This window comes from Delftia sp. WY8 (assembly GCF_018437695.1).
Taxonomy (GTDB): domain Bacteria; phylum Pseudomonadota; class Gammaproteobacteria; order Burkholderiales; family Burkholderiaceae_C; genus Comamonas; species Comamonas tsuruhatensis.
The window spans coordinates 6289292-6308724 of record NZ_CP049795.1 but is presented as its reverse complement, the minus strand read 5'-3'; the positions used below and the strand labels follow the sequence as shown (position 1 = coordinate 6308724).

At 67.7% G+C, this 19433-nt stretch carries 17 protein-coding genes; 2 read left to right on the top strand and 15 right to left on the bottom strand.

The annotated features are described in order from the left end of the window. Position 1: 1 nt before the first annotated feature. Together G4D77_RS28805 and G4D77_RS28800 are read right to left on the bottom strand one after the other, a co-directional pair. Positions 2-697 carry a type 1 glutamine amidotransferase domain-containing protein gene (locus G4D77_RS28805; protein ID WP_213757818.1) on the bottom strand — a complete coding sequence of 232 codons (696 nt, stop codon included), beginning with the start codon at positions 695-697 and terminating at the stop codon, positions 2-4. Beyond that, positions 694-1620 (bottom strand): NAD-dependent epimerase/dehydratase family protein, encoded by a 927-nt coding sequence (locus tag G4D77_RS28800; protein WP_154834128.1) that lies wholly within the window; start codon positions 1618-1620, stop codon positions 694-696. Before G4D77_RS28800 ends, G4D77_RS28805 begins: the two co-directional genes overlap by 4 nt. A gap of 849 nt (positions 1621-2469) precedes the next feature. Between G4D77_RS28800 and G4D77_RS28795 the strand changes: the two genes are divergently transcribed. After that, positions 2470-2886 carry a jacalin-like lectin gene (locus tag G4D77_RS28795; RefSeq protein ID WP_074922946.1) on the top strand — a complete coding sequence of 139 codons (417 nt, stop codon included), beginning with the start codon at positions 2470-2472 and terminating at the stop codon, positions 2884-2886. Between the two features lie 129 nt (positions 2887-3015). On the opposite strand, the gene G4D77_RS28790 is transcribed toward G4D77_RS28795, so the two are convergent. Then, positions 3016-3900 carry a LysR family transcriptional regulator gene (locus G4D77_RS28790; protein ID WP_016451532.1) on the bottom strand — a complete coding sequence of 295 codons (885 nt, stop codon included), beginning with the start codon at positions 3898-3900 and terminating at the stop codon, positions 3016-3018. Between the two features lie 119 nt (positions 3901-4019). Between G4D77_RS28790 and argC the strand changes: the two genes are divergently transcribed. Beyond that, the gene (gene argC, locus G4D77_RS28785; protein WP_154834127.1) at positions 4020-4988 is read left to right on the top strand and encodes an N-acetyl-gamma-glutamyl-phosphate reductase; all 969 of its coding nucleotides are present in this window, start codon (positions 4020-4022) and stop codon (positions 4986-4988) included. Between the two features lie 78 nt (positions 4989-5066). On the opposite strand, the gene G4D77_RS28780 is transcribed toward argC, so the two are convergent. The 12 genes from G4D77_RS28780 to G4D77_RS28725 all read right to left on the bottom strand — a co-directional run bounded on the left by G4D77_RS28780 (position 5067) and on the right by G4D77_RS28725 (position 19392). Then, positions 5067-6248 carry a dihydrodipicolinate synthase family protein gene (locus G4D77_RS28780; protein WP_154834126.1) on the bottom strand — a complete coding sequence of 394 codons (1182 nt, stop codon included), beginning with the start codon at positions 6246-6248 and terminating at the stop codon, positions 5067-5069. A 14-nt stretch (positions 6249-6262) separates the two neighbouring features. Beyond that, positions 6263-7876 (bottom strand): GMC family oxidoreductase, encoded by a 1614-nt coding sequence (locus tag G4D77_RS28775; protein ID WP_154834125.1) that lies wholly within the window; start codon positions 7874-7876, stop codon positions 6263-6265. An 11-nt stretch (positions 7877-7887) separates the two neighbouring features. After that, positions 7888-8673 (bottom strand): 3-ketoacyl-ACP reductase, encoded by a 786-nt coding sequence (locus G4D77_RS28770; RefSeq protein ID WP_154834123.1) that lies wholly within the window; start codon positions 8671-8673, stop codon positions 7888-7890. After that, positions 8670-10205 (bottom strand): GMC family oxidoreductase, encoded by a 1536-nt coding sequence (locus G4D77_RS28765; RefSeq protein WP_154834121.1) that lies wholly within the window; start codon positions 10203-10205, stop codon positions 8670-8672. Before G4D77_RS28765 ends, G4D77_RS28770 begins: the two co-directional genes overlap by 4 nt. Beyond that, positions 10202-11317 (bottom strand): ABC transporter ATP-binding protein, encoded by a 1116-nt coding sequence (locus G4D77_RS28760; RefSeq protein ID WP_154834119.1) that lies wholly within the window; start codon positions 11315-11317, stop codon positions 10202-10204. Before G4D77_RS28760 ends, G4D77_RS28765 begins: the two co-directional genes overlap by 4 nt. A 28-nt stretch (positions 11318-11345) precedes the next feature. Then, positions 11346-12230 (bottom strand): carbohydrate ABC transporter permease, encoded by an 885-nt coding sequence (locus tag G4D77_RS28755; RefSeq protein WP_047216922.1) that lies wholly within the window; start codon positions 12228-12230, stop codon positions 11346-11348. Next, positions 12223-13095, bottom strand: coding sequence for a carbohydrate ABC transporter permease (locus tag G4D77_RS28750; RefSeq protein WP_082001472.1), 873 nt, complete (start codon positions 13093-13095; stop codon positions 12223-12225). Before G4D77_RS28750 ends, G4D77_RS28755 begins: the two co-directional genes overlap by 8 nt. 14 nt (positions 13096-13109) lie before the next feature. After that, entirely contained in the window at positions 13110-14357 is a 1248-nt protein-coding gene (locus tag G4D77_RS28745; protein ID WP_154834117.1) for an ABC transporter substrate-binding protein, read from the bottom strand. Continuing rightward, a complete protein-coding gene (locus G4D77_RS28740) occupies positions 14354-15913 on the bottom strand; it encodes an aldehyde dehydrogenase family protein (protein ID WP_154834115.1) in 1560 nt (519 codons plus the stop codon). The genes G4D77_RS28745 and G4D77_RS28740 overlap by 4 nt, the downstream gene beginning before the upstream one ends. Before the next feature lie 83 nt (positions 15914-15996). After that, entirely contained in the window at positions 15997-16776 is a 780-nt protein-coding gene (locus G4D77_RS28735; protein WP_154834113.1) for an enoyl-CoA hydratase/isomerase family protein, read from the bottom strand. Further along, positions 16769-18364: an acyl CoA:acetate/3-ketoacid CoA transferase gene (locus tag G4D77_RS28730; RefSeq protein WP_154834112.1), complete on the bottom strand. Its 1596-nt coding sequence runs from the start codon at positions 18362-18364 to the stop codon at positions 16769-16771. The genes G4D77_RS28735 and G4D77_RS28730 overlap by 8 nt, the downstream gene beginning before the upstream one ends. Further along, the gene (locus G4D77_RS28725; protein ID WP_154834110.1) at positions 18361-19392 is read right to left on the bottom strand and encodes a Gfo/Idh/MocA family protein; all 1032 of its coding nucleotides are present in this window, start codon (positions 19390-19392) and stop codon (positions 18361-18363) included. Before G4D77_RS28725 ends, G4D77_RS28730 begins: the two co-directional genes overlap by 4 nt. Positions 19393-19433 lie beyond the last annotated feature (41 nt).

Here is a 19433-nt window from a genome sequence, read left to right as displayed (position 1 = left end):
CCTAGCGCCTTGCCAAAGCCTGCACCACCTGCTTTGCAGTCGCTTTGGCCGACCCCGGGTTTTGCCCGGTGATGAGGCGGCCATCGGCCACCACATACGACATAAAAGGCAGCAAGGCTTTTTGATAGCGCGCACCGCGCATCTTCATCTCCTGCTCGGCGTTGTAGGGCATGGACCGGGCCACTCCGGCCAGGATTTCTTCCGTCCATGAAAAACCCGTGACCCGTTTGCCCGCGACCAGCAAAGAGCCGTCGCTGAGCTGCGTATTGAGCAGGCCGCAGTAGCCGTGGCAAACCGATGCAACGATGCCACTTCGCTCCCAGATGCCGCGTGTGATGCGCTGCAGCCCCGCACTATCGGGAAAATCCCACATCACCGCATGCCCTCCGGTGAAGTAGATGGCATCGAAATCGTTCGCATCGATATCGGCAGGTGCCGCAGTGTTCGCCAGCAGGGCCATGCGCGCGGGATCATCGAGCCAGGCTTTGGCCGAAGCATCGAAGTGCGGCCATTGGAGTGCGCGCGGCTCCAGCGGTACGGCGCCACCCAGCGGGCTCACCAGTTGCTGCAGATACCCTTGCGCAGCAAACACATCCCAGGCATGGGTCAGCTCCGACAGCCACAGCCCTGTGGCGTGCGCAGGGTCGTCGTAATGAGCGACATTGGTGACGACATGCAAGATGCGTGGCGTACTCATGATGACTCCTGCGCGATGTGCTTGAGGCCCTGTGCGTAGCTGGTGACAGCAAAGTCGGGAAAGCGGCGCTTGAACTTGGACGAATCAAACACATTGTCGTGCGCGTAGCGTGGCAGCAGTTCGCGCAGTTCGCGCACGGGCTTGGAGACCCAGCCAGCAACCACCATGGCCAGGTGGCTCAGTACCTTGTAGCGCGGCTCAACCCCAAAGGTTGCAGCCGCCAGGTTCACAAAGGCCTGATAGGTCAGCCGCTCGTCCCAGCAAGGCAGATGCCAGGTCTGGCCATACGCATCTTGCGCATTGCCAATGGCTGCCATGGCGCGGCTTGCATCGGGCGTCCAGATCAGGGTGCGCAGCTTGTCGTCACGCACCGGCACTTTGGCCTTCTGGCCCGCCTTGAGCGGGCCGATCACCAGGGTGTTGGTGATGCTTTGGGTTTTGCCGGGGCCGTAGAACTCTGGCGCGCGGGCAATGGCGACGGGGATATCGCCGCGCTGCATCTCGGCCAGCACCATCTCGGCCATCAAGGCGCGCACGCGCCCCTTGCGGCCCACCGGGGCAAAGGCGGTTTCCTCGGTCTGCCGCTGCGCGCTTTGCGGGTACATGTAGGTGTTGTCAAAGTAGACAAACTTGGCCCCCGCTGCCCGCGTGGCATCGAGCGCGTTGCGCAGCATGGCAGGAAATTGCCCCTCCCATAACTCGGTGTCTGGTGGCAGGCCGGCGGTGAAGTACACGACCTCGCTGCCACGCACGGCCTCCAGGGTTTGCGCGGAATTCATCAGGTCGGCGGACACCAGCTCGTCCGTATCGTTCACCTTGCGCGGCTTGCGGCTGACCAGGCGCAGGTTCTGCGTGTAGTTGCGATGGAGCTCGCGCGCCAGCTCCACAGCGATCTGGCCATTGGCGCCCAAAATGGTTTGCATATCGATCCTTGCAGCATCTTGTGTGATGAGAGGATATGGAGCTTAAGCTTCAACTTGAGTTGAAGGTCAAGCGGCAAAACTGCAGGTCCCCTGATATCAGGTAGAAGCCCCCTGCCGACTCGCTGGCTGTCTGAAGAAACCCGGCACTTCCATCATGTCGGGGAGCCTGGAGCCTGGAGCCTGGACACTGCGGCCTGCTTTGGTGCACCTGGTGAAGGCCCGGTTCGGGTCGGCAGCGCCTGTGCATGAGCCGCGATGGCGGACTTGCCTCTTTGCGGTTGCTCATCTGTGGTCCGAACTTGTCGGCTTTATCAAGACTGCCACCGCACACCGCCATCAATTGCTGCAATGGGTGCAATGAGAGCAATGAGAGCAATGGCAGCAATGTGTGTACAGCAGCTATTTGATGCAATCAGAATGCACCACCACCATTGAAAAGAAGAAGCCATTCTCAATCCAATGATTGAATTGCCAACTTCCGATGGACGCCGCTTATTCAATGTGACAGAATGAAACGCCAGCAATGAATGGCCTGAAGACCTCTGATGATGGCAGTGGCAAATATTGCCATGGCGATCGCAATGACAGGACGAAAAACTGGATGTACCGCTATTGAGATCCAGAAATCAAATCGTGTTGACTTCGCGCATTTCGGAGGGATCGTTTGGTCAATGAACGTCAGAGCGTACTCTTTTCGACCGCACCTCATCTGCACTGGAAGCGCACTACGGCCATTGTCGCCATTCGGCCAATCATTGAATCCAGCTTCTGGCTTTCGAGCCTTATGCTTCTATGAACATCGCCCCGTAGAAGCCAAAAAACCAAGGGCGATTGACAACGGAGATTTATATGCCTTACAAGAAAAGTCAACAAGTCGGCGGTCAGGGTGGAGACGAATTTTCCGATGATCTGACCCAAGTGGTTCGAATTGTGAGGATTTCGATCAGGCATGGAGCCAGGGTCGATGCCATCCAAACCACATGGCTTCTGACAGACGGAACACAACTCACTGGTGCACGCCATGGTGGCGGTGGCGGCGAAGAAACTGTGATCGAGTTTGGCAGCAACGAGCACATCGTTACGATACAAGGGCGAAGCGGAAGTCGAATTGATTCCCTGACCATTACCACCAACAAGAAGTCCTACGGCCCCTACGGAGGCGACGGAGGGAAACCCTTCGGCCCCATTCCTGCTGAAGCAGCGGGTGGATTCTTTGGTCGTTCCGGCACAAATGTTGACGCGATAGGCGTTTTCATTCCAGCGTAGTGTCAAGCCGGTGATGGTGTCATCGCATCAACAAGGCACCGAAACGGACTGGGATGAAGCCGAGGTTTATTCCAGTCCGCTCATCGGCTCTATTGATTCCTGCTGTCAATCAGGCATCAATCAGCAAAGTCAACGCCCCCGCATCCCCATCAAAACCTCAATCGTCACCGTCGTCGCGTCGTCATCCGGCCTTTTGCGATGCGCGATGCCCAACGCCCTTGACAGTGCCGGCCGCAGGGGTCGCGTGGTGATGCGGGGGTCAGGCTGCGGTGCGCCGGCCTCGTGGGGCAGCAGCGCGGCGCCGTAGCCCGCTGCCACCAGGCTCTTCATTGCGTCGTTGTAGTTCAGCTCGATGCGTGCCTGCGGCCGGGCGCCGCCTGCGGCAAACCATTCGGCGGTCTGGCGCGACAGCCGGGTGCCACGGTCGTTGGCGATCAGGGGGCGGGCCGCAAGCCACGCGGGCGTGACGTGCCGCGGCGGCTTCCAGGCGGCCGGGATGAAGGCCAGCACGGGGTCCTGGCGCCAGGCCTGCACCTGCAGCCCGCGCAGCACGGGCTGTGGCAGGGCAACGATGCCGATGTCCAGGCTGCCGGCGGCCAGGCGCGCCAGGGCTTCCTCGCTGGTCATCACCGCCACTTGCACATCGATCTCGGGATGCCGGGCGGCCAGGGTTTCCAGTGCCTGGGGCAGCAGGTGTGCGAGCGCGCCGGTGGAGGCGCCCAGGCGCACGCGGCCCCCGCGCGTGGCGATCTGGCGCTGCACGGTCTGCAGGAGATCATCGGCCTCGGCCAGGAGCTGGCGCGCCTTGTCTATCAGCAGGCTGCCGGCCGATGTGGCGGTGACGCCGGCCGGTGCGCGGTGCAAAAGACGTGTTCCCAGACGCTCTTCGAGCTGCGCCACATGCAGCGTCACCGTGGGCGGCGCCAGGTGCAGCACCTTGGCGGCGGCAGCGAATGAGCCCAGGTCGGCCACCGTCAGCAGGGTGCGCAGACGGTCCAGATTGATTTCGCGCATGGTGCGGTGTCCCAGGTTGCCAGCAATTCAGGAATCATGAATCCGTAGTTTGTCAGATTCAACTGGCCTGCATGCGGCAGGCGCTGCAACATGCGCTCCACACCCAATCGGAGCAACCCATGACCTCTCTTGTTTTCATCGATGGCGACCAAGGCACCACCGGCCTGCAGGTGCGCGAATGGCTGGCGGATCGGACCGACCTGCGCCTGCTGCAACTGCCGGCCGACCAGCGCAAAAGCACGGCGCACCGCGCCGAGGCGCTCAACGACTGCGACATCGCCTTGCTGTGCCTGCCGGACGAGGCTGCGCGCGAGGCCGTGGCGCTGGTGCGCCGGCCCGGCGTGCGCGTGATCGATGCGAGTTCTGCGCATCGCACCGCGCCGGGCTGGGTCTATGGCCTGCCGGAATTGGAGGCAGGCCAGGCTGAACGCATCGCCCATGCCCGGCGCGTCAGCAATCCCGGCTGCTATCCGACAGGTGCGCTGGCACTGCTCAGGCCCTTGATCGACGCGGGCCTGCTGCCCCCCGACTACCCGCTGGCCATTCACGCGGTATCGGGCTATTCGGGACGGGGCCGCGCAGGGCTGCTGGACCATGAGGGCGCTGCCGCCGCCACTGCCGTGCCCCTGCAGGTCTATGGCCTGGGGCTGCACCACAAGCACGTGCCCGAGATACAGCAGCATGCCGGCCTGGCCCATGCGCCGGTGTTCGTGCCGGCCTATGGCCACTACCGGCAAGGCATCGTGCTGACCATCGCCCTGCATCTGCGGCTGCTGCCCACCGGTGTGACCGCCCGCAGCCTGCACGCTGCGCTGCATGCGCGGTACCAGGACCAGCCGTGCATCGAGCTGCAACCCCTGGAGGAGGACACCGATGCGCAGCGGCTCGATCCGCGTGCGCTCAATGGCAGCAACCGGATGCGGCTGGCGGTGTTCGGACAGCCGCAGGAGCAGCAGGTGCTGCTGACCGCCGTGTTCGACAACCTGGGCAAGGGCGCCGCCGGCGCGGCGGTGCAGAACCTTGATCTGATGCTCGGGCTGCAGCCGATGCTGCAGCCAGGATGCGATGAATCCCTGAGCGTGGTGTGAGCCTGGTGTGAGCGTGGAGTGAGTGCGGTGTGAGCTGCCGGCCTGGGGAAGACGGGGCAAGATCCGGGCAATCCTGCTTCAAGCCTCGACGCCACAGGCCACCGACAGATAGCTTTTCATGCGCGCGCTGGCCCGCTGCGGGTCGGCCAGCGCACCGCAGGCATCGGCCAGCTCGAACACCTTGGCAAAGTGCACGGCCCCGCGTGCAGACTGCATTGCGCCGGCCATGGAGAAGTGCTTCTGGTGGCCATTGAGCCAGGCCAGGAACACGATGCCTGCCTTGTAATGCCGCGTGGGCGCGCAAAAAATCTCGCGCGACAGCGCCACCGTGGGATCCAGCAGTTCCCGGAAGCGCCCGCTGCGGCCCTGGGCCAGTTCGGCCAGCGCCACGGCCGCCACCGGGGCGATGGGGTCGAAGATGCCCAGCAGGCCGTGGGAGTGGCCGCCCTCACCGGCTGCCGTCCCATCGCCGGCCATGAGTTCGGCGTAGTGGAAATCGTCACCCGTGTACATCTTCACGCCCGCAGGCAGCCTGCGGCGCAGCGCCCTCTCCCATTGCGCATCGAGCAGCGATACCTTGATGCCTTCGACCTTGGGCGCCTTCGCTGCGATCAGCGCGGCGACGGTATCAAGGGCCTGCGCCAGGTCCGTACTGCCCCAGTAGCCGCGCAGCGCAGGGTCGAACATCTCGCCCAGCCAGTGCAGCACCACGGGCTGGTCGGCAGCGTCCAGCAGCCGGTCATAGAGTTGCAGATAGTCCTGCGGGCCGCGCGCGGCCTGGACCAGGGCGCGGCTGGCCATGAGGACCACGGGGCAGCCTTCGGCCTGCACCACATCCATCTGCTCGCGGTAGGCCCCCTCGACCTGTGCCAGCGTGACCCCGGGTTGCGCCGCCAGCTGGTCGGTGCCCGCGCCGCAGGCCAGCTGGCCGCCCACTGCCCGCGCATGGCGCGCGCTGCGCTGGATGAGTTCGCGTGCCGATGGCCAGTCCAGGCCCATGCCGCGCTGGGCCGTGTCCATGGCTTCGGCGACCTTGAAGCCCAGGCGGTACAGATGCTCGCGGAAGGCCAGCGTCGCCTCCCAATCGATGGCAGGCGGGCCATCCCAGGGATGCGTGGTTGCCAACGGGTCGATCACCACATGGGCCGCTGCGTAGACGCTGCGGTTGAAGGCAGGGGCCGGGCCCGCGGGAGCGATGGGACTGGCCTTCATGGCCAGTGGCACGAGACGGCCGTCGCTTCGGGGAAGGAGGATCTGCATGGGGCTCTCCTGCCTCAAGCCAGTCGGCCGAGGATGTGGTCGGCAGCCTTCTCGGCCACCATGATGGTGGGAGCGTTGGTGTTGCACGAGGGGATGAAGGGCATCACGGACGCATCGGCCACGCGCAGCCCCTCCATTCCGATGAGCTGCAGTTGCGGCGTCACCACGCTGTCCGGGTCGTGCTCGGGGCCCATGCGACAGGTGCCCACGGGATGGTGGTCGGTCTTGGCATGGGCGCAGGCGTAGTCAGACAGTTCGGCATCGCTGTCCCGATGTCCGCCCGGCAATACCTCGCCGTGCACGTAGCGCCGCAGCGCTGGCTGGCACAGCAGCTTGCGCGCAAGGCGCAGGCCCTTGATGGACATGGCCCGGTCATGGGGGTCTGCCCAGTAGTTGGGATCGATCAAGGGCGCCGACGCCGGGTCTGCATCCGCGAGCCGGACCGTGCCACGCGAGCGGGGGCGCAGGTAGGCCGTGTTCAGCGTCACGCCTGCGTTCTCCAGCCCGGTGATTCCGGCTTCTATGCCCGAGCCCAGCCCCAGATGGAACTGGATGTCGGGCGAGCGCGCGAGCGCATCGGGGTCGGCATACCAGAAGCCCCCGGTCTCGAAGAGGCTGGAGGCGGCAGGCCCTTTCTTGAGCAGCAGGTACTGCAGGCCCGCCCAGGCCGCGTGCCAGGGGCGCTGGTATTTGTCGTAGGTGTGGTCGCCCGTGCATTCGGCGATCACGAACAGGTCCAGGTGGTCCTGCAGGTTGGAGCCGACACCAGGGAGGTCATGCACAGGCGCCAGCCCCACGCTGCGCAGATGGTCGGCAGGGCCTATGCCGGAGTGCATCAGCAGCCTGGGCGAGCCTATGGCGCCCGAGCAGACGATGACTTCGCGGCTGGCGTGCACGCTGAAAGGCGTACGGCTGGTGCCCGAGACCGCCTCCACGCCAACCGCGCGCCTGCCCTGCACCAGCACGCGCAGCGCCTGGGTCTGCAGCTGGACGGTCAGATTGGGGCGGCGCATGCGCACCGGATCGATGAAGCCCGTGGCCGCCGACGCACGGCGCGCATTCCACTGCGTGAGCTGGTAGTAGCCCAGGCCCTGCTGCGCGGCGCCGTTGAAGTCGGGGTTGAAGGGCATGCCCATTTCCTGGCCGGCCTGGAAGAAGGCCTCGCAGATGGGCAGCGGGCTGACGGGGCAGGACACGCCCAGCGGGCCGCCGTAGCCGTGGTACTCGTTGGCAAAGCGCTGGTTGTTCTCCGAACGCTTGAAGTACGGCAGCACGTCGCGCCAGGACCAGCCCGTGGCGCCGCCCAGGCGCTCCCAGTCGTCATAGTCTGCCGGCGCGCCGCGCGTGTACAGCTGGGCGTTGATGGTCGAGCCGCCACCGATGACCTTGGCCTGCGTGTAGCGCAGCACGCGCTGGTTCAGATGCCGCTGCGGCACGGTCTGCCATCCCCAGGAGCCCCGGCCCCGGGTCATGCGCGCAAAGCCCGCAGGCCAGTGGTACAGAAGATGCGAGTCCCAGCCCCCGGCCTCCAGCAGCAGCACGCGCACCGAGGGGTCGGCGCTCAGCCGGTTGGCCAGCACGCAGCCGGCCGAGCCCGCGCCCGTGATGATGTAGTCATAGCTGTCCATGGTCATCCTCCTCACAGCCGCGCGATGGAGAGCGCGCCATCCACATGCAGCACCGACCCCGTCGCAAACGCCAGCCTGCCGCTGGCCAGCGCGCTGGCGGCCTGCGCCACGTCCTCGGGCCGGCCCCAGCGGCCCATGGGCACAAGGCCCGCAGCGATCAGGCCGTCGTACCGATCGGCAGCACCCGCCGTCATGGCCGTGCGGACGATGCCGGGGCGCAGCTCGAACACGCCAATGCCGTGCGCCGCCAGGCGCAGCGCGAACAGGCGCGTCAGCATGCCCAGGCCGGCCTTGGACAGGCAATACTCGCCGCGCTCCACCGACGCCATCTCGCCGCTGACCGAGGACACGGTGACGATGGACCGCGCAGCGCCCGAAGGCACAGCCAGCATGCGCTGCGCCACGGCCTGCGTGAAAAAGAAGCTGCCGCGCAGGTTGGTGGCCATCACCCGGTCGAAGTCCTCGGCGCGGATGTCCAGCAGATCGCCGCGGCGCGGCGATCCCATGCCTGCGTTGTTGACCAGGCAGGACGGCACACCGCCCCAGGCGCAGACCGCATCGAGCACACGAGCGTGGTCGTGCACGTCGGCCAGGTCGCCGCGCACACGCAGCGCACGCGCGCCGCAGGCCTGGATCTGCGCGACGCTGGCGCCGTCACTGGCGCCGTCGTCCTGCAGCGTGGTGATGGCCACGTCAAAGCCGTCGTGCGCCAGTTGCAGCGCAATGGCGGCGCCTATGCCCTGGCTGCCGCCGGTGACCAGGGCCACGGGGCGCCGTGCCGTCGATTGCGGATTCATGGCAGCAGCTCCTGAAGGTGGTGACGCAGGTGACTGCCCACGCGCAGGGCCTGGGCCGCCACGGTCAGCGCGGGGTTGACTGCGGCCGAGGACGGGAAGAATCCCGCATCGACCACATACAGGTTGTCCAGCTCCCAGGCCTTGCACTGCGGGTCCAGCGCCGAGGTGGCCGGATCACTCCCAAGGCGCACCGTTCCGCACTGGTGCGACACCACCTCGGTGCCGAAGCCGCGCGACAGCACCAGCGGGTAGCCGGTGCCGCGCAGTATCTGGGCGCAGCGCGCCACCCAACGCTGGTGGGCGCGCAGGTTGGTGCGGTGCCAGTGCAGGTCGATGGCTCCGTCTGCGCGCAGCGTGACGCGGCTGCTGGGGTGGGGCAGGTCCTCGCTTTGCGCGTACCAGTCCACACTGCGCTCGGCCAGCGCGCTGCGCAGCCACCTCGGGGTGCCCGGCAGGGCGGCACGCAGCATGGGCTCGCGGATCTTTCCCAGCAGTTGCAGGCTGCCCAGCGGCGGGCCGCCCGCGCCGTCGCCAAAATAGAAGTCGTGCAGCGCCAGCGTCTTGGGAAAGCGCGTGCGGTTGCGCCTGAACGGGTGCCATGCCATCAGGGCCGTGGTGTTGTGCGTCATGTAGTGGCGGCCCACCACGTCGCTGCCATTGGCCAGGCCGCGCGGATGCCGCGCATTGGCCGAGCGCAGCAGCAGGGCCGCCGAGTTGATGGCGCCGGCACTGAGCACGAACAGCCCCGCCGTGATGCGGCGCGCCACGCCGCGGTCCACCACCTCCGCCGCGACGACGCGCCGCCCGCCCGCATCGGTGAGCAGGCGCTGAACGTGCACGCCGGTGTGCAGCCGCACATTGCGGTGCGCCAGCGCCGGCCGCAGCAGGCAGGTTTCGGCATCGCCCTTGGCCCCCACCATGCAGGGCACGGCGTCGCAATTGGCGCAGCGCCGGCAGTGCCCGCCCGGTCCCAGGTCGATGGCGCAGGGCATGGGAAACGGCCGCAGGCCCTGGGCACGCAAGCGCTGCTCGATGCGCGAAAGCAGCGGCTCGTGCGGCACCGGGGGATGGGCATAGGCCGTGCTGCGCGGCGGCTCCGTGGGGTCGGCGCCGCCCTGGCCGCGCACGCCGAACAGCTGCTCGGCCAGGGCATACCAGGGTTCGAGATCGGCATAGCGCAGCGGCCAGGCGGGCGAGATACCCTCCTCATGCTCCACCGCCTCGAAATCGCGCTGCCGAAAGCGCAGCATGGCCGTGCCGTAGAACTTGGTGTGCCCGCCCACGAAATAGAACATGCCGGGCCGAAACGCCCGCCCGCTGGCGTACCAGACCTCGTCGGTCTGGTAGCGTCTTTCGGCGAAGACGGCCTCGATGTCCCAGTTCTGCGCCTCGCGCGGCAGCACCGGGCCGCGCTCCAGCACCCATACGCTCGCACCGCTGTCCGCCAGTTGCAGGGCCACGGCCGAGCCGCCCACGCCCGAGCCGATGATGAGCACATCGCAGTCCAGCCCGTTGTGCGCCATGGCGGTCATGCGATCAGCGCCCGGGTGGCGGCATCGAAGCAGACCAGCCGAGACAGGTCGATCAGCAGGCGTGCCCTGTCCCCGGCGCGCAACGGCGCATCGGGCGGCAGCCGCGCGGTGAACGCATGGCCACCGAGCTTCAGCAGGGCCAGCGTGTCCGATCCGGTGGGCTCCAGCAGTTCGACGCGGGCCTCGGCCAGGCCCTGGCCGGGGGCGGCCGGCACGCCTTCGGGCGCCAGGCCCACGGCCTCGGCACGTATGCCGGCAATGACTTCGCGGCCCGCATGGCCCTGCAGCGCTGTGGCCAGCGGCTGCGGCAGGGGCAGGGACTGGCCGCCGATATCGAGGAAGGGACCGCCCTGCCCCTCACCCGCCCCCTCAACCACGCGCGCAGGCAGCAGGTTCATGCGCGGCGACCCCATGAAGCCCGCCACAAAGGTGTTGGCCGGCCGGTTGTAGACCTGCTGCGGCGTGCCCAGCTGCTGCAGCACCCCGCCCTTCATGACGGCGATGCGCGTGGCCAGGGTCATGGCCTCGATCTGGTCGTGCGTGACATAGATGATGGTGGCGCCCAGGCGCTGATGCAGCTTCTTGATCTCGGCGCGCATGTCCACGCGCAGCTGGGCATCGAGGTTGGACAGCGGCTCGTCGAACAGGTAGAGCTGCGGCTCGCGCGCCAGCGCCCGCCCTATGGCAACGCGCTGGCGCTGGCCGCCCGACAGCTGGCGCGGCTTGCGCCCCAGCAGGTGCTCTATCTGCAGCAGCCTGGACACCTCCTGCACCCGCGCAAGGCGCCGCGACTTGTCCACCTTGCGCATCTCCAGCGGAAAGCCGATGTTGCCCGCCACGGTCATGTTGGGGTACAGCGCATACGACTGGAACACCATGGAGATGTCGCGCTCGGCCGGCGCCGCGTGGGTGATGTCGCGGCCGCCCAGCGCCAGGCGGCCGCCGCTGGGCGGCTCCAGGCCCGCGATGATGTTCATCAGCGTGCTCTTGCCACAGCCCGACGGGCCGACGAGGACCAGGAATTCGCCCTCCTGCACGGCAATGCTGATGTCCTGCAGGATGCTGGCCGCGCCGAAGCGCTTGTGGATACGGTCGAGATCAAGGAATGCCATGGAATGCCTCACTGCAAGATGCTGGGCATCAGCCTTTGACGGCACCGGCCATCAGCCCGCGCACGAAGAATCGGCCCGACACCAGGTACACGGCCAGCGTCGGCAAGGCCGCGATGAACGCCCCCGCGAAGTGGACGTTGTATTCCTTGACACCGGTGCTGCTGTTGACCAGGTTGTTCAGCGCCACGGTCAGCGGGTAGGAGCTGAAATCGCTGAACGAGGCGCCGAACAGGAACTCGTTCCAGATGCTGGTGAACTGCCATATCGCGGCCACCACGACGATGGGCAGGCTGTTGGGCAGCAGCACGCGCCACAGCAGCCCGAAGAACCCCGCGCCATCCATGCGCGCCGAGCGCACCAGCTCGGCCGGGAAGGCCGCGTAGTAGTTGCGAAAGAACAGCGTGGTGAAGCCTATGCCGTACACCGTGTTGACGAAGACCAGGCCCTTGAGGCTGCCCGCCAGGCCCAGCGCCCCCAGCATCTTGGCCATGGGGATCAGCACGATCTGGAATGGAATGAAGACCGACAGCAAGATGGCGCCGAACAGCAGGTCCGCCCCCCGGAAACGGAACTGGGTCAGGATGCAGCCGTTGAGCGCGCCCAGGGCCGTGGACAGCAGCACGGATGGCACGGCCACCAGGAAGGAATTGAGGAAGAACGGCCGCAGCCCCGTGGCCTGCACGCCGATCTGCGCCGTGCTCCAGGCGCTGCGCCAGGGCGCCAGCGTCCACTGTCCGGGCAGCGCCAGCAGGTGGCCGCTGCGGATCTCGTCGAGCGGCTTGAACGAATTGGCCAGCATCACATAGACCGGCAGCAGGAAGACCGCCGCCAGCAGGACCAGCGCCGCATACAGCAGCACGCGCCAGGGCTGAAGCCGCCGTGTCAAGGACCAGGGTGTGCGCAGCTCAGTCATGGCGACCTCCTGCGCTGCGCATGGCGCCCCAGAGATAGGGCAGGACGATGGCGCCCACGGCCAGCAGCATCAGCACCGAGCTGGCCGCGCCCACGGCCATCTCGTTGCGGGTGAACGAGTACTGGTACATGAACACCGAGGGCAGCCAGGTCGAGCGGCCGGGCCCGCCATTGGTCAGCGCAATCACCAGGTCATAGGACTTGATGGCCATGTGCGCCAGGATCACGAAGGCCGATACGAAAACCGGCCCCAATTGCGGCAGGACGATGCGCCAGTAGACCTGCCAGGTGCGCGCGCCATCGAGCCGCGCCGCATGGATCTGCTCGGAGTCCACCCCGCGCAGGCCCGCCAGGAACAGGGCCATGGCAAAGCCGCTGGTCTGCCACACGGCGGCGATGACCACGCAGTAGATGGCCATGTCGCCGTCCTTGATCCAGCCGAACGCAAAACCCTGCCAGCCCAGCAGGTGCATGGATTTTTCCAGGCCCACGCCGGGGTCGAGCAGCCATTTCCACGCCGTTCCCGTGACGATGAAGGACAGGGCCATGGGGTACAGGAAGATGGAGCGCAGCACGGCCTCGGCGCGGATCTTCTGGTCGATCAGGATGGCCAGTACCAGGCCCAGCGCCATGGCAATGGCGATGTAGAGGCTGGCGAACACCGCGAGGTTGTTCGCCGAGATCTTCCAGTTCTCCAGCCCCAGCAGCCGCGTGTAGGCAGCGGTGCCGGCCCATTCATGGCGCGGCAGCAGGGTCGATGCCGTGAACGACAGATAGACCGTGAACAGAATGCATCCGTACACGCACACCAGCGTGAGCAGCACGCTGGGGCTGAGCAGCAGCCTGGGGAGCCAGCCGGCCTTCATGGCAGGGCCCTCCATCAGTCGGCCAGGGCCGAGGCCAGCTCGGCCATGGCCCTGGCATCGTCGATCTGGCCGTTGAAGTGGCGCGTGACCACGTCATAGATGGCGTTCTTGGCCGATGCGGCCGTCGCATGGCCCAGCGCAATGGAGCCCAGCATGCTGCGCCGGCCATCGGCCTCGGCCACGTCGCGGATGGCCTTTTTGCCGCATTCGTCGAAGGCCGTATCCGCCACGTCCAGGCGCGCAGGCGCCGCACCCTTGACGACATTGAACGTCGACTGAAAGGCCGGCTCCATGATGGCGGCCGCCAGCTTGCGCTGAGCGGCCGCCTTGCCCGCGTCGGACAGCCTGAACATCACGAACTGGTCGGAACTGAAGGCCACCATGCCCTGGGTGCCCGGGAAGCGGTAGCAGGCAAAGTCCTTTCCGGGATGCTTGCCGGCGTTGAGGAACTCGCCCTTGGCCCAGTCACCCATGATCTGGAAGCCCGCCTTGCCGGCGATGACCATGCCCGAGGCCACGTTCCAGTCGCGCCCCGAAAAATCCTTGTCCACCAGGCTGCGGATCTGCGCCATGCGCTGGAATACCTTGCGCGTGGTCGCCGACCGGATGGTGGCCGGATCGCGCTCGATGAAGGCCTTGCGGTAGTAGTCGGCGCCGCCCGTGGACAGGGCCACGCTGTCGAACACGATGGCCTCCTGCCAGGGCTGGCCGCCATGGGCGATGGCGATGAAGCCGGCCTGGCGCACCTTGCGCGCCGCCGCGATGAATTCGTCAAAGCTCGCTGGCTCGGCCGTCACGCCCGCCTGGGCCAGCACCTGCCGGTTGGCCCACAGCCAGTTGGTCGAATGGATGTTGACCGGCGCCGCGATCCAGCGGCCCTGGTAGCGCGAGAATTTCTGCACCTCCTGCGGCACGCTCTTGTCCCAGCCCTCGCGCGCGGCCAGGGCATCCAGGTCGGCGACCACGCCCTGGCCGCCCCAGTCCAGGATGTCGAAGCCCAGCATCTGCACCGCCGTGGGCGGGTTGCCCGAGGTCACGCGGGCGCGCACCGCCGTCATGGCCGCCTCGCCGCCGCCACCGGCCACGGGCATGTCGTTCCAGCGCACGCCCTGCTTTTCCAGCCCGCTCTTGAGCAGGTTCAGCGCCGCGGCCTCGCCGCCAGCGGTCCACCAGTGCAGGACCTCGACGCTCTGCCCGGCCATGGCGGCCGGCGGTGTGGCAAGGGCCATGGCCAGCGCCATGGCAGTCAGTGGCCGCTTCATGCCGTGTCTCCTTCGTGGATGGGCAGATACCAGTGGCTGCGCGCCCCCAGGTGCATGTGCAGGGTCTTGGCCTGGGTGTAGTCCTCGGCGGCACGGCGGCCCAGCTCTCGGCCCAGGCCGCTTTGGCGGTAGCCGCCGAAAGGCAGCTCGGCATGGCCTTCGAGGAAGGTATTGACCCAGACCGTGCCGGCCTTGATGCGCCGCGCCGCCGCCAGGCAGGTGCTGAAGTCACGGCTCCAGACGGCGGCCGACAGGCCGTAGAGCGTGGCGTTGGCCAGGTCGATCGCATCGTCCAGGTCCTCGAAGACCAGCACCGCGAGCACGGGCCCGAAGACCTCCTGCCTGGCAATGGCCATGTCCGGCGTCACGCCGGCCAGCACCGTGGGCTCCACATACAGGCCCGGGCGCGCCATGCGGCCGCCGCCCAGCACCACGCGGGCGCCGGCCTGGCACGCGGCCTCGATGTGGGTGAGGATGGCGTCCAGCTGGCGCTGCGTGGTGATGGCGCCCACCTGCACGCCCTGGTCCAGCGGATCGCCCACGCGCACCTGCCGAGCGCGCTCGGCCACGGCGGCCACGAAGCGCTCGGCGATGGCCGCCTGCACCAGCACGCGGCTGCCGCTGTTGCAGCACTGGCCGGCATTGAAGTGCATGCCCAGCACCGTGGCATCGACGGCCGCCTCGAAGTCGCAGTCGGCAAAGACGATCTGGGGATTCTTGCCGCCCAGCTCCAGGGACAGCTTCTTGAGCGTCTGCGCCGAAGCTGCGGCCACCTTCCGGCCTGTTTCCGTGGAGCCCGTGAAGGACAGCATGTCGATGTCCGGGTGCGCGGCCAGGACCTCGCCGACAGCGCCACCGCCGCCTGGCAGGATGTTGACGGCACCGGGCGGCAGGCCGGCGTTCATGAGGATCTCGCCCAGCATCAGCGTGGTGGCCGATGTTTCCTCGGCCGGCTTGACCACGGCGGTGCAGCCGGCGGCCAGCGCAAAGGGCAGCTTCTGGCTGACGATGAGCAGGGGAAAGTTCCAGGGCGTGACGATGCCGACCACGCCCAGCGGCTCGCGCAGCACCACACCCAGCGTCTGCTCGCCCAGCGTGTCATAGCTGTCGCCATGCAGGTTGCGCGCCAGTGCGGCGGCGTAGTGCCACAGGTCGGCTGCCGCGCCCACCTCGTCCAGCGACTGGGCCAGCGGCTTGCCGGTCTCCAGCGTCTCCATACGCGCCAATTCCTGCCTGCGGTCCAGCAGGCGTTCGGCCACGGCACGCAGCACGCTGGCGCGCTGCGCACCCTTCATGCGGGGCCAGGGCCCGTGGTCCGCAGCGCGGCGTGCTGCGGCAATGGCACGCGCGGCATCGGCCCGCCCGGCCCGCGCATGGATGCTGGCCACGGTGCCGTGGGCCGGGGAGCGGCGTTCCAGCGTCGCGCCGTCGGCCGCATCGGCCCAGGCGCCATCGATGAGCAGCCGGCCATGGAACGGGGGCCTGTGGATGAGGCCGGCCATGGCCCCTGCATTCACTGCAGGTGCATGGGCTGGAGGCGGGTTCGCGGCAGTCATGGTGGCGGTCTCCTTCGGTGGTTCAGGGGGCAAGGGCGGGACGGCGAATCGGCAGGTCGGCAGGTCGGCAGGTCGACGCAGATTCAGCGGCCCAGGTAGCGCGGCACGCGCTTTTCCTTGAAGCTGAGCAGGCCTTCGGCTGCATCGGCCGTGCTCGCGGCCAGGGCTGCGGCCATGGCTTCCAGTGCGGCGGGTGCGTCTTCGCCGGCGGCGGCATTGATCAGTTGCTTGGTCAGCTGCAGTGCCACGGGCGCCTGGCCTGCCATGTCGTGGGCCAACGCAGCAGCGCGCAGGCCCAGTTCGCTGGCCGGCACACGTTCATGCACCAGCCCGCAGGCCAGCGCCTGATCGGCGGACAGCCGCACGCCGCCCAGGGCCAGGTACTTCGCGTGGCCGGGGCCGATCAGCCGCACCAGCCGCTGCGAGCCGGACCAGCCGGGACAGGTGGCGATCGATGCCTCTGGCAGCGCGAACTGGGCCGTATCGACGGCGATGCGCACATCGCTGGTGATGGCCAGCTCCAGCCCGCCGCCGAACGCATGGCCGTTGAGCGCCGCAATCACGGGCTGGCGCAGCCGCGCCCACCCGTCGAACACCTGGTGGCCGCGGCGCACCCACTGCCGCCACATGTCCAGCGGCTGCAGCGCGGCCCAGGCATGGATGTCGGCGCCCGCGCAAAAGGCCCTGTCGCCACGGCCGGTCAGCACCACGGCACGGATGGCGCCATCGGCCTCGATCTCGCGCGCAATGTGCTCCAGTGCGTCGAGCATGCAGGGGGTCAGCGCGTTCAGCCGTGCGGGCCGGTCTATCGTGACCTGGGCCACGGGGCCCTGGCGCACCAGTTGAACCAGGGTCTCAGCCACGGCGGACCTCCCGGGCCTGCAGGGCCAGGCCAAAGGGCGCATCGTGGAACAGGCGCTCATCCATTCGCCGCAGGTCGGGCGCCACCTGCAGCGCCATGCCGGCCTGCTCCAGCACATCGCGCTGCAGGTCCACGCCGGGCGCGATCTCGCGCACGACCAGGCCCTGGTCTTCGAGGTCGATGACGCAGCGCTCGGTCACATAGCGCACCCGCTGCCCGCGCTGGCGCCCGACCAGGCCGCTGAAGCTGATGTGCTCGGCCGTGCCGACGAACTTGCGCGTGCCGCCCTTCTCGAGGATGTCCAGCCGCCCGTCTCCCACGCGCAGCCTGGCGCCGGCCGTGAAAAGTCCGCAGAAGACGATGCGCCGCGCATGGGCCGTGATATCCACAAAGCCGCCGCAGCCGGCCGTCAGATAGGGCCTGGCCCCCAGCCGCGAGACATTGACGCTGCCATCGCCATCCACCTGCAGGAAGGACAGCAGCGTCACATCGAAGCCCCCGCCCTGGAAATAGGTGAACTGCTGGGGCGAGGCCACGATGGCATCGGCATTGGCCGCGCAGCCAAAGGCAAAGCCCAGCAGCGGCATGCCGCCGACGGCGCCCTGCTCTATCACCCAGGTCACCTCGCCATGCAGGCCCTCTTCGAGCAGGATGCGCGGCACATTGGCCGCAATGCCAAAGCCCAGGTTGGCGGCATGCCCGTGCGCCAGTTCCATGGCGGCGCGGCGCGCAATCACCTTCTCGGGCCCCCAGGCCTGGGGCTCGAAGCCGGACAGCGGTTGCGCAACCTCTCCGCTGATGGCCGGGTCATACACCGTCTGCGTGGTCTGCCACTGATCGGCATCGACCACCACATGGTCCACCAGATGGCAGGGGACGTGGACATCGTGCGGCCTCAGGTGGCCGGCCCTGACGATGCGCTTGACCTGGGCGATGACGATGCCGCCGTTGTTGCGTGCGGCCATCGCCTGCTCCAGCGCACCCAGCAGCGCGCCTTCGTGCTCATAGCCCAGGTTGCCGCGCTCATCGGCCGTGGTGGCGCGCAGGACGGTCACGTCGGGCGCCATAGCGGGAAAGAACAGCCAGTCGCGCCCGTCGAAATGCTGCAGGCGCACTACCGGATGGCGGCTGGCCGGCTCGTTCATCGCGCAGCCCTGCTGTGCGGGATCGACAAAGGTGCCCATGCCCGCCTGGGTCAGCACGCCCGGGCGCCGCGCAGCGGCCTCGCGGTGCATGTCGAACAGGATGCCGCTGGGGATGTTGTAGGCCTGGATCTGGTTGTCCACCACCATGCGCCAGATCGCAGGCATGGGCAGCGAGGACGGGCCGCTGGGATACGAGCCGGCCAGGACACGCGACAGCAGCCCGGGCCGGGCCAGATGGTCCATTCCCTTGATGCCGTACATATCGCCGGCCGCAATCGGGTGCAGCGTGGTCAGGTTGCGCGGAGCACCCTCGCGTTCGAAGCGCTCGCCAATGGCGGCCAGCACCTTGTCGGGGCAGCCCAGCCCGCTGGACGAGCTCACGCTGACGATGTCGCCATCGCGCAGCAAGGCTGCAGCCTGTGCGGCGGTGATGTGCTTGCTCATGCGGCCGCCCCCCGTTCCCGTGCAAGGGGATTGGCTATGGGCACGGCCCGGCCCGTGCGGCAGGCCTGGGCCATGGCCACCGCCGCCGCCAGCGAGCGCGCGCCATCCTCGCCGGTGGCGGCAGGCAGGCCTTCGCCACGCAGCGCGGCGCAGAACGCGGCCACCCCATGCGCGTAGAGACCGTGGTGCTCCACGGCAATGGCCTGCTCGCCGGCCCCATTGCGCAGCAGCACCTCGCCGCCCGGCCGCTGCGTCATCACATCGCGCCCGATGAGCGAGCCCGAGGTGCCATGGATCTCGATGCCGGTTCCCGCATGCGCCACGGTGAATGCCGCATGCAGTTGCGCCAGCACGCCGTTGTCCAGCCGCAGCACGGCCATCACGCCGTCCGCCACGCCGTTGCGGGACAGCGGTCCTTGCTGCTCCAGCGCCACCGCCTCCACCGGCTCAGCCCCCAGGATGAAGCGCAGCGCATCCACGTCATGCACGCCGATGTCGAGGATCACGCCACCGGCCTCGGGCCGCTCCAGCCGCCAGCCCTGCACAGAGGGCGGCAGTTCGATGGCGTGGAAGATGCGCGCAAACAGCGGCTGGCCCACGGCGCCATCGCGCACCAGCTCGCGCATCCTGCGGTGCGTTGCCGCGTTGCGCAGGTGGTGGTTGGTGCCCAGCACCACGCCTGCGGCCCGGCATGCCCTCACCATGTCCAGCGCCTGCTGCACGGTCAGCGCCAATGGCTTCTCGCACAGGACATGTCTGCCGGCCGCTGCCGCAGCAAGGACCTGGGCGTGGCGCAATTCGTTGTCGGAGCTGACGTAGACCACCTGGACTGACGGGTCGGCCAGCAGGGCGGGCACCGAGTCGTAGGCGCGGGCAATGCCCTGTTCGGCAGCAAACTGCGCCGCGCGCTTTGCACTGCGGCTGGCGACCGCCGCCACCGTGTGCCCGCGCTGCGCGCGGATGGCACCGATCATGTGATCGGCAGCAATGGTGCTGGCCCCTATCAATCCCCAACCGACCTCGCTCATGGTCTCCCTCCCTGTATTGATGATTTCTATTGGAACGTTCT

Bases quoted from the DNA above. Each gene is read 5' to 3' on its own strand.
- G4D77_RS28805 (WP_213757818.1), bottom strand. From the start codon at position 697: ATGAGTACGCCACGCATCTTGCATGTCGTCACCAATGTCGCTCATTAC.
- G4D77_RS28800 (WP_154834128.1), bottom strand. From the start codon at position 1,620: ATGCAAACCATTTTGGGCGCCAATGGCCAGATCGCTGTGGAGCTGGCG.
- G4D77_RS28795 (WP_074922946.1), top strand. From the start codon at position 2,470: ATGCCTTACAAGAAAAGTCAACAAGTCGGCGGTCAGGGTGGAGACGAA.
- G4D77_RS28790 (WP_016451532.1), bottom strand. From the start codon at position 3,900: ATGCGCGAAATCAATCTGGACCGTCTGCGCACCCTGCTGACGGTGGCC.
- argC (WP_154834127.1), top strand. From the start codon at position 4,020: ATGACCTCTCTTGTTTTCATCGATGGCGACCAAGGCACCACCGGCCTG.
- G4D77_RS28780 (WP_154834126.1), bottom strand. From the start codon at position 6,248: ATGCAGATCCTCCTTCCCCGAAGCGACGGCCGTCTCGTGCCACTGGCC.
- G4D77_RS28775 (WP_154834125.1), bottom strand. From the start codon at position 7,876: ATGGACAGCTATGACTACATCATCACGGGCGCGGGCTCGGCCGGCTGC.
- G4D77_RS28770 (WP_154834123.1), bottom strand. From the start codon at position 8,673: ATGAATCCGCAATCGACGGCACGGCGCCCCGTGGCCCTGGTCACCGGC.
- G4D77_RS28765 (WP_154834121.1), bottom strand. From the start codon at position 10,205: ATGACCGCCATGGCGCACAACGGGCTGGACTGCGATGTGCTCATCATC.
- G4D77_RS28760 (WP_154834119.1), bottom strand. From the start codon at position 11,317: ATGGCATTCCTTGATCTCGACCGTATCCACAAGCGCTTCGGCGCGGCC.
- G4D77_RS28755 (WP_047216922.1), bottom strand. From the start codon at position 12,230: ATGACTGAGCTGCGCACACCCTGGTCCTTGACACGGCGGCTTCAGCCC.
- G4D77_RS28750 (WP_082001472.1), bottom strand. From the start codon at position 13,095: ATGAAGGCCGGCTGGCTCCCCAGGCTGCTGCTCAGCCCCAGCGTGCTG.
- G4D77_RS28745 (WP_154834117.1), bottom strand. From the start codon at position 14,357: ATGAAGCGGCCACTGACTGCCATGGCGCTGGCCATGGCCCTTGCCACA.
- G4D77_RS28740 (WP_154834115.1), bottom strand. From the start codon at position 15,913: ATGACTGCCGCGAACCCGCCTCCAGCCCATGCACCTGCAGTGAATGCA.
- G4D77_RS28730 (WP_154834112.1), bottom strand. From the start codon at position 18,364: ATGAGCAAGCACATCACCGCCGCACAGGCTGCAGCCTTGCTGCGCGAT.
- G4D77_RS28725 (WP_154834110.1), bottom strand. From the start codon at position 19,392: ATGAGCGAGGTCGGTTGGGGATTGATAGGGGCCAGCACCATTGCTGCC.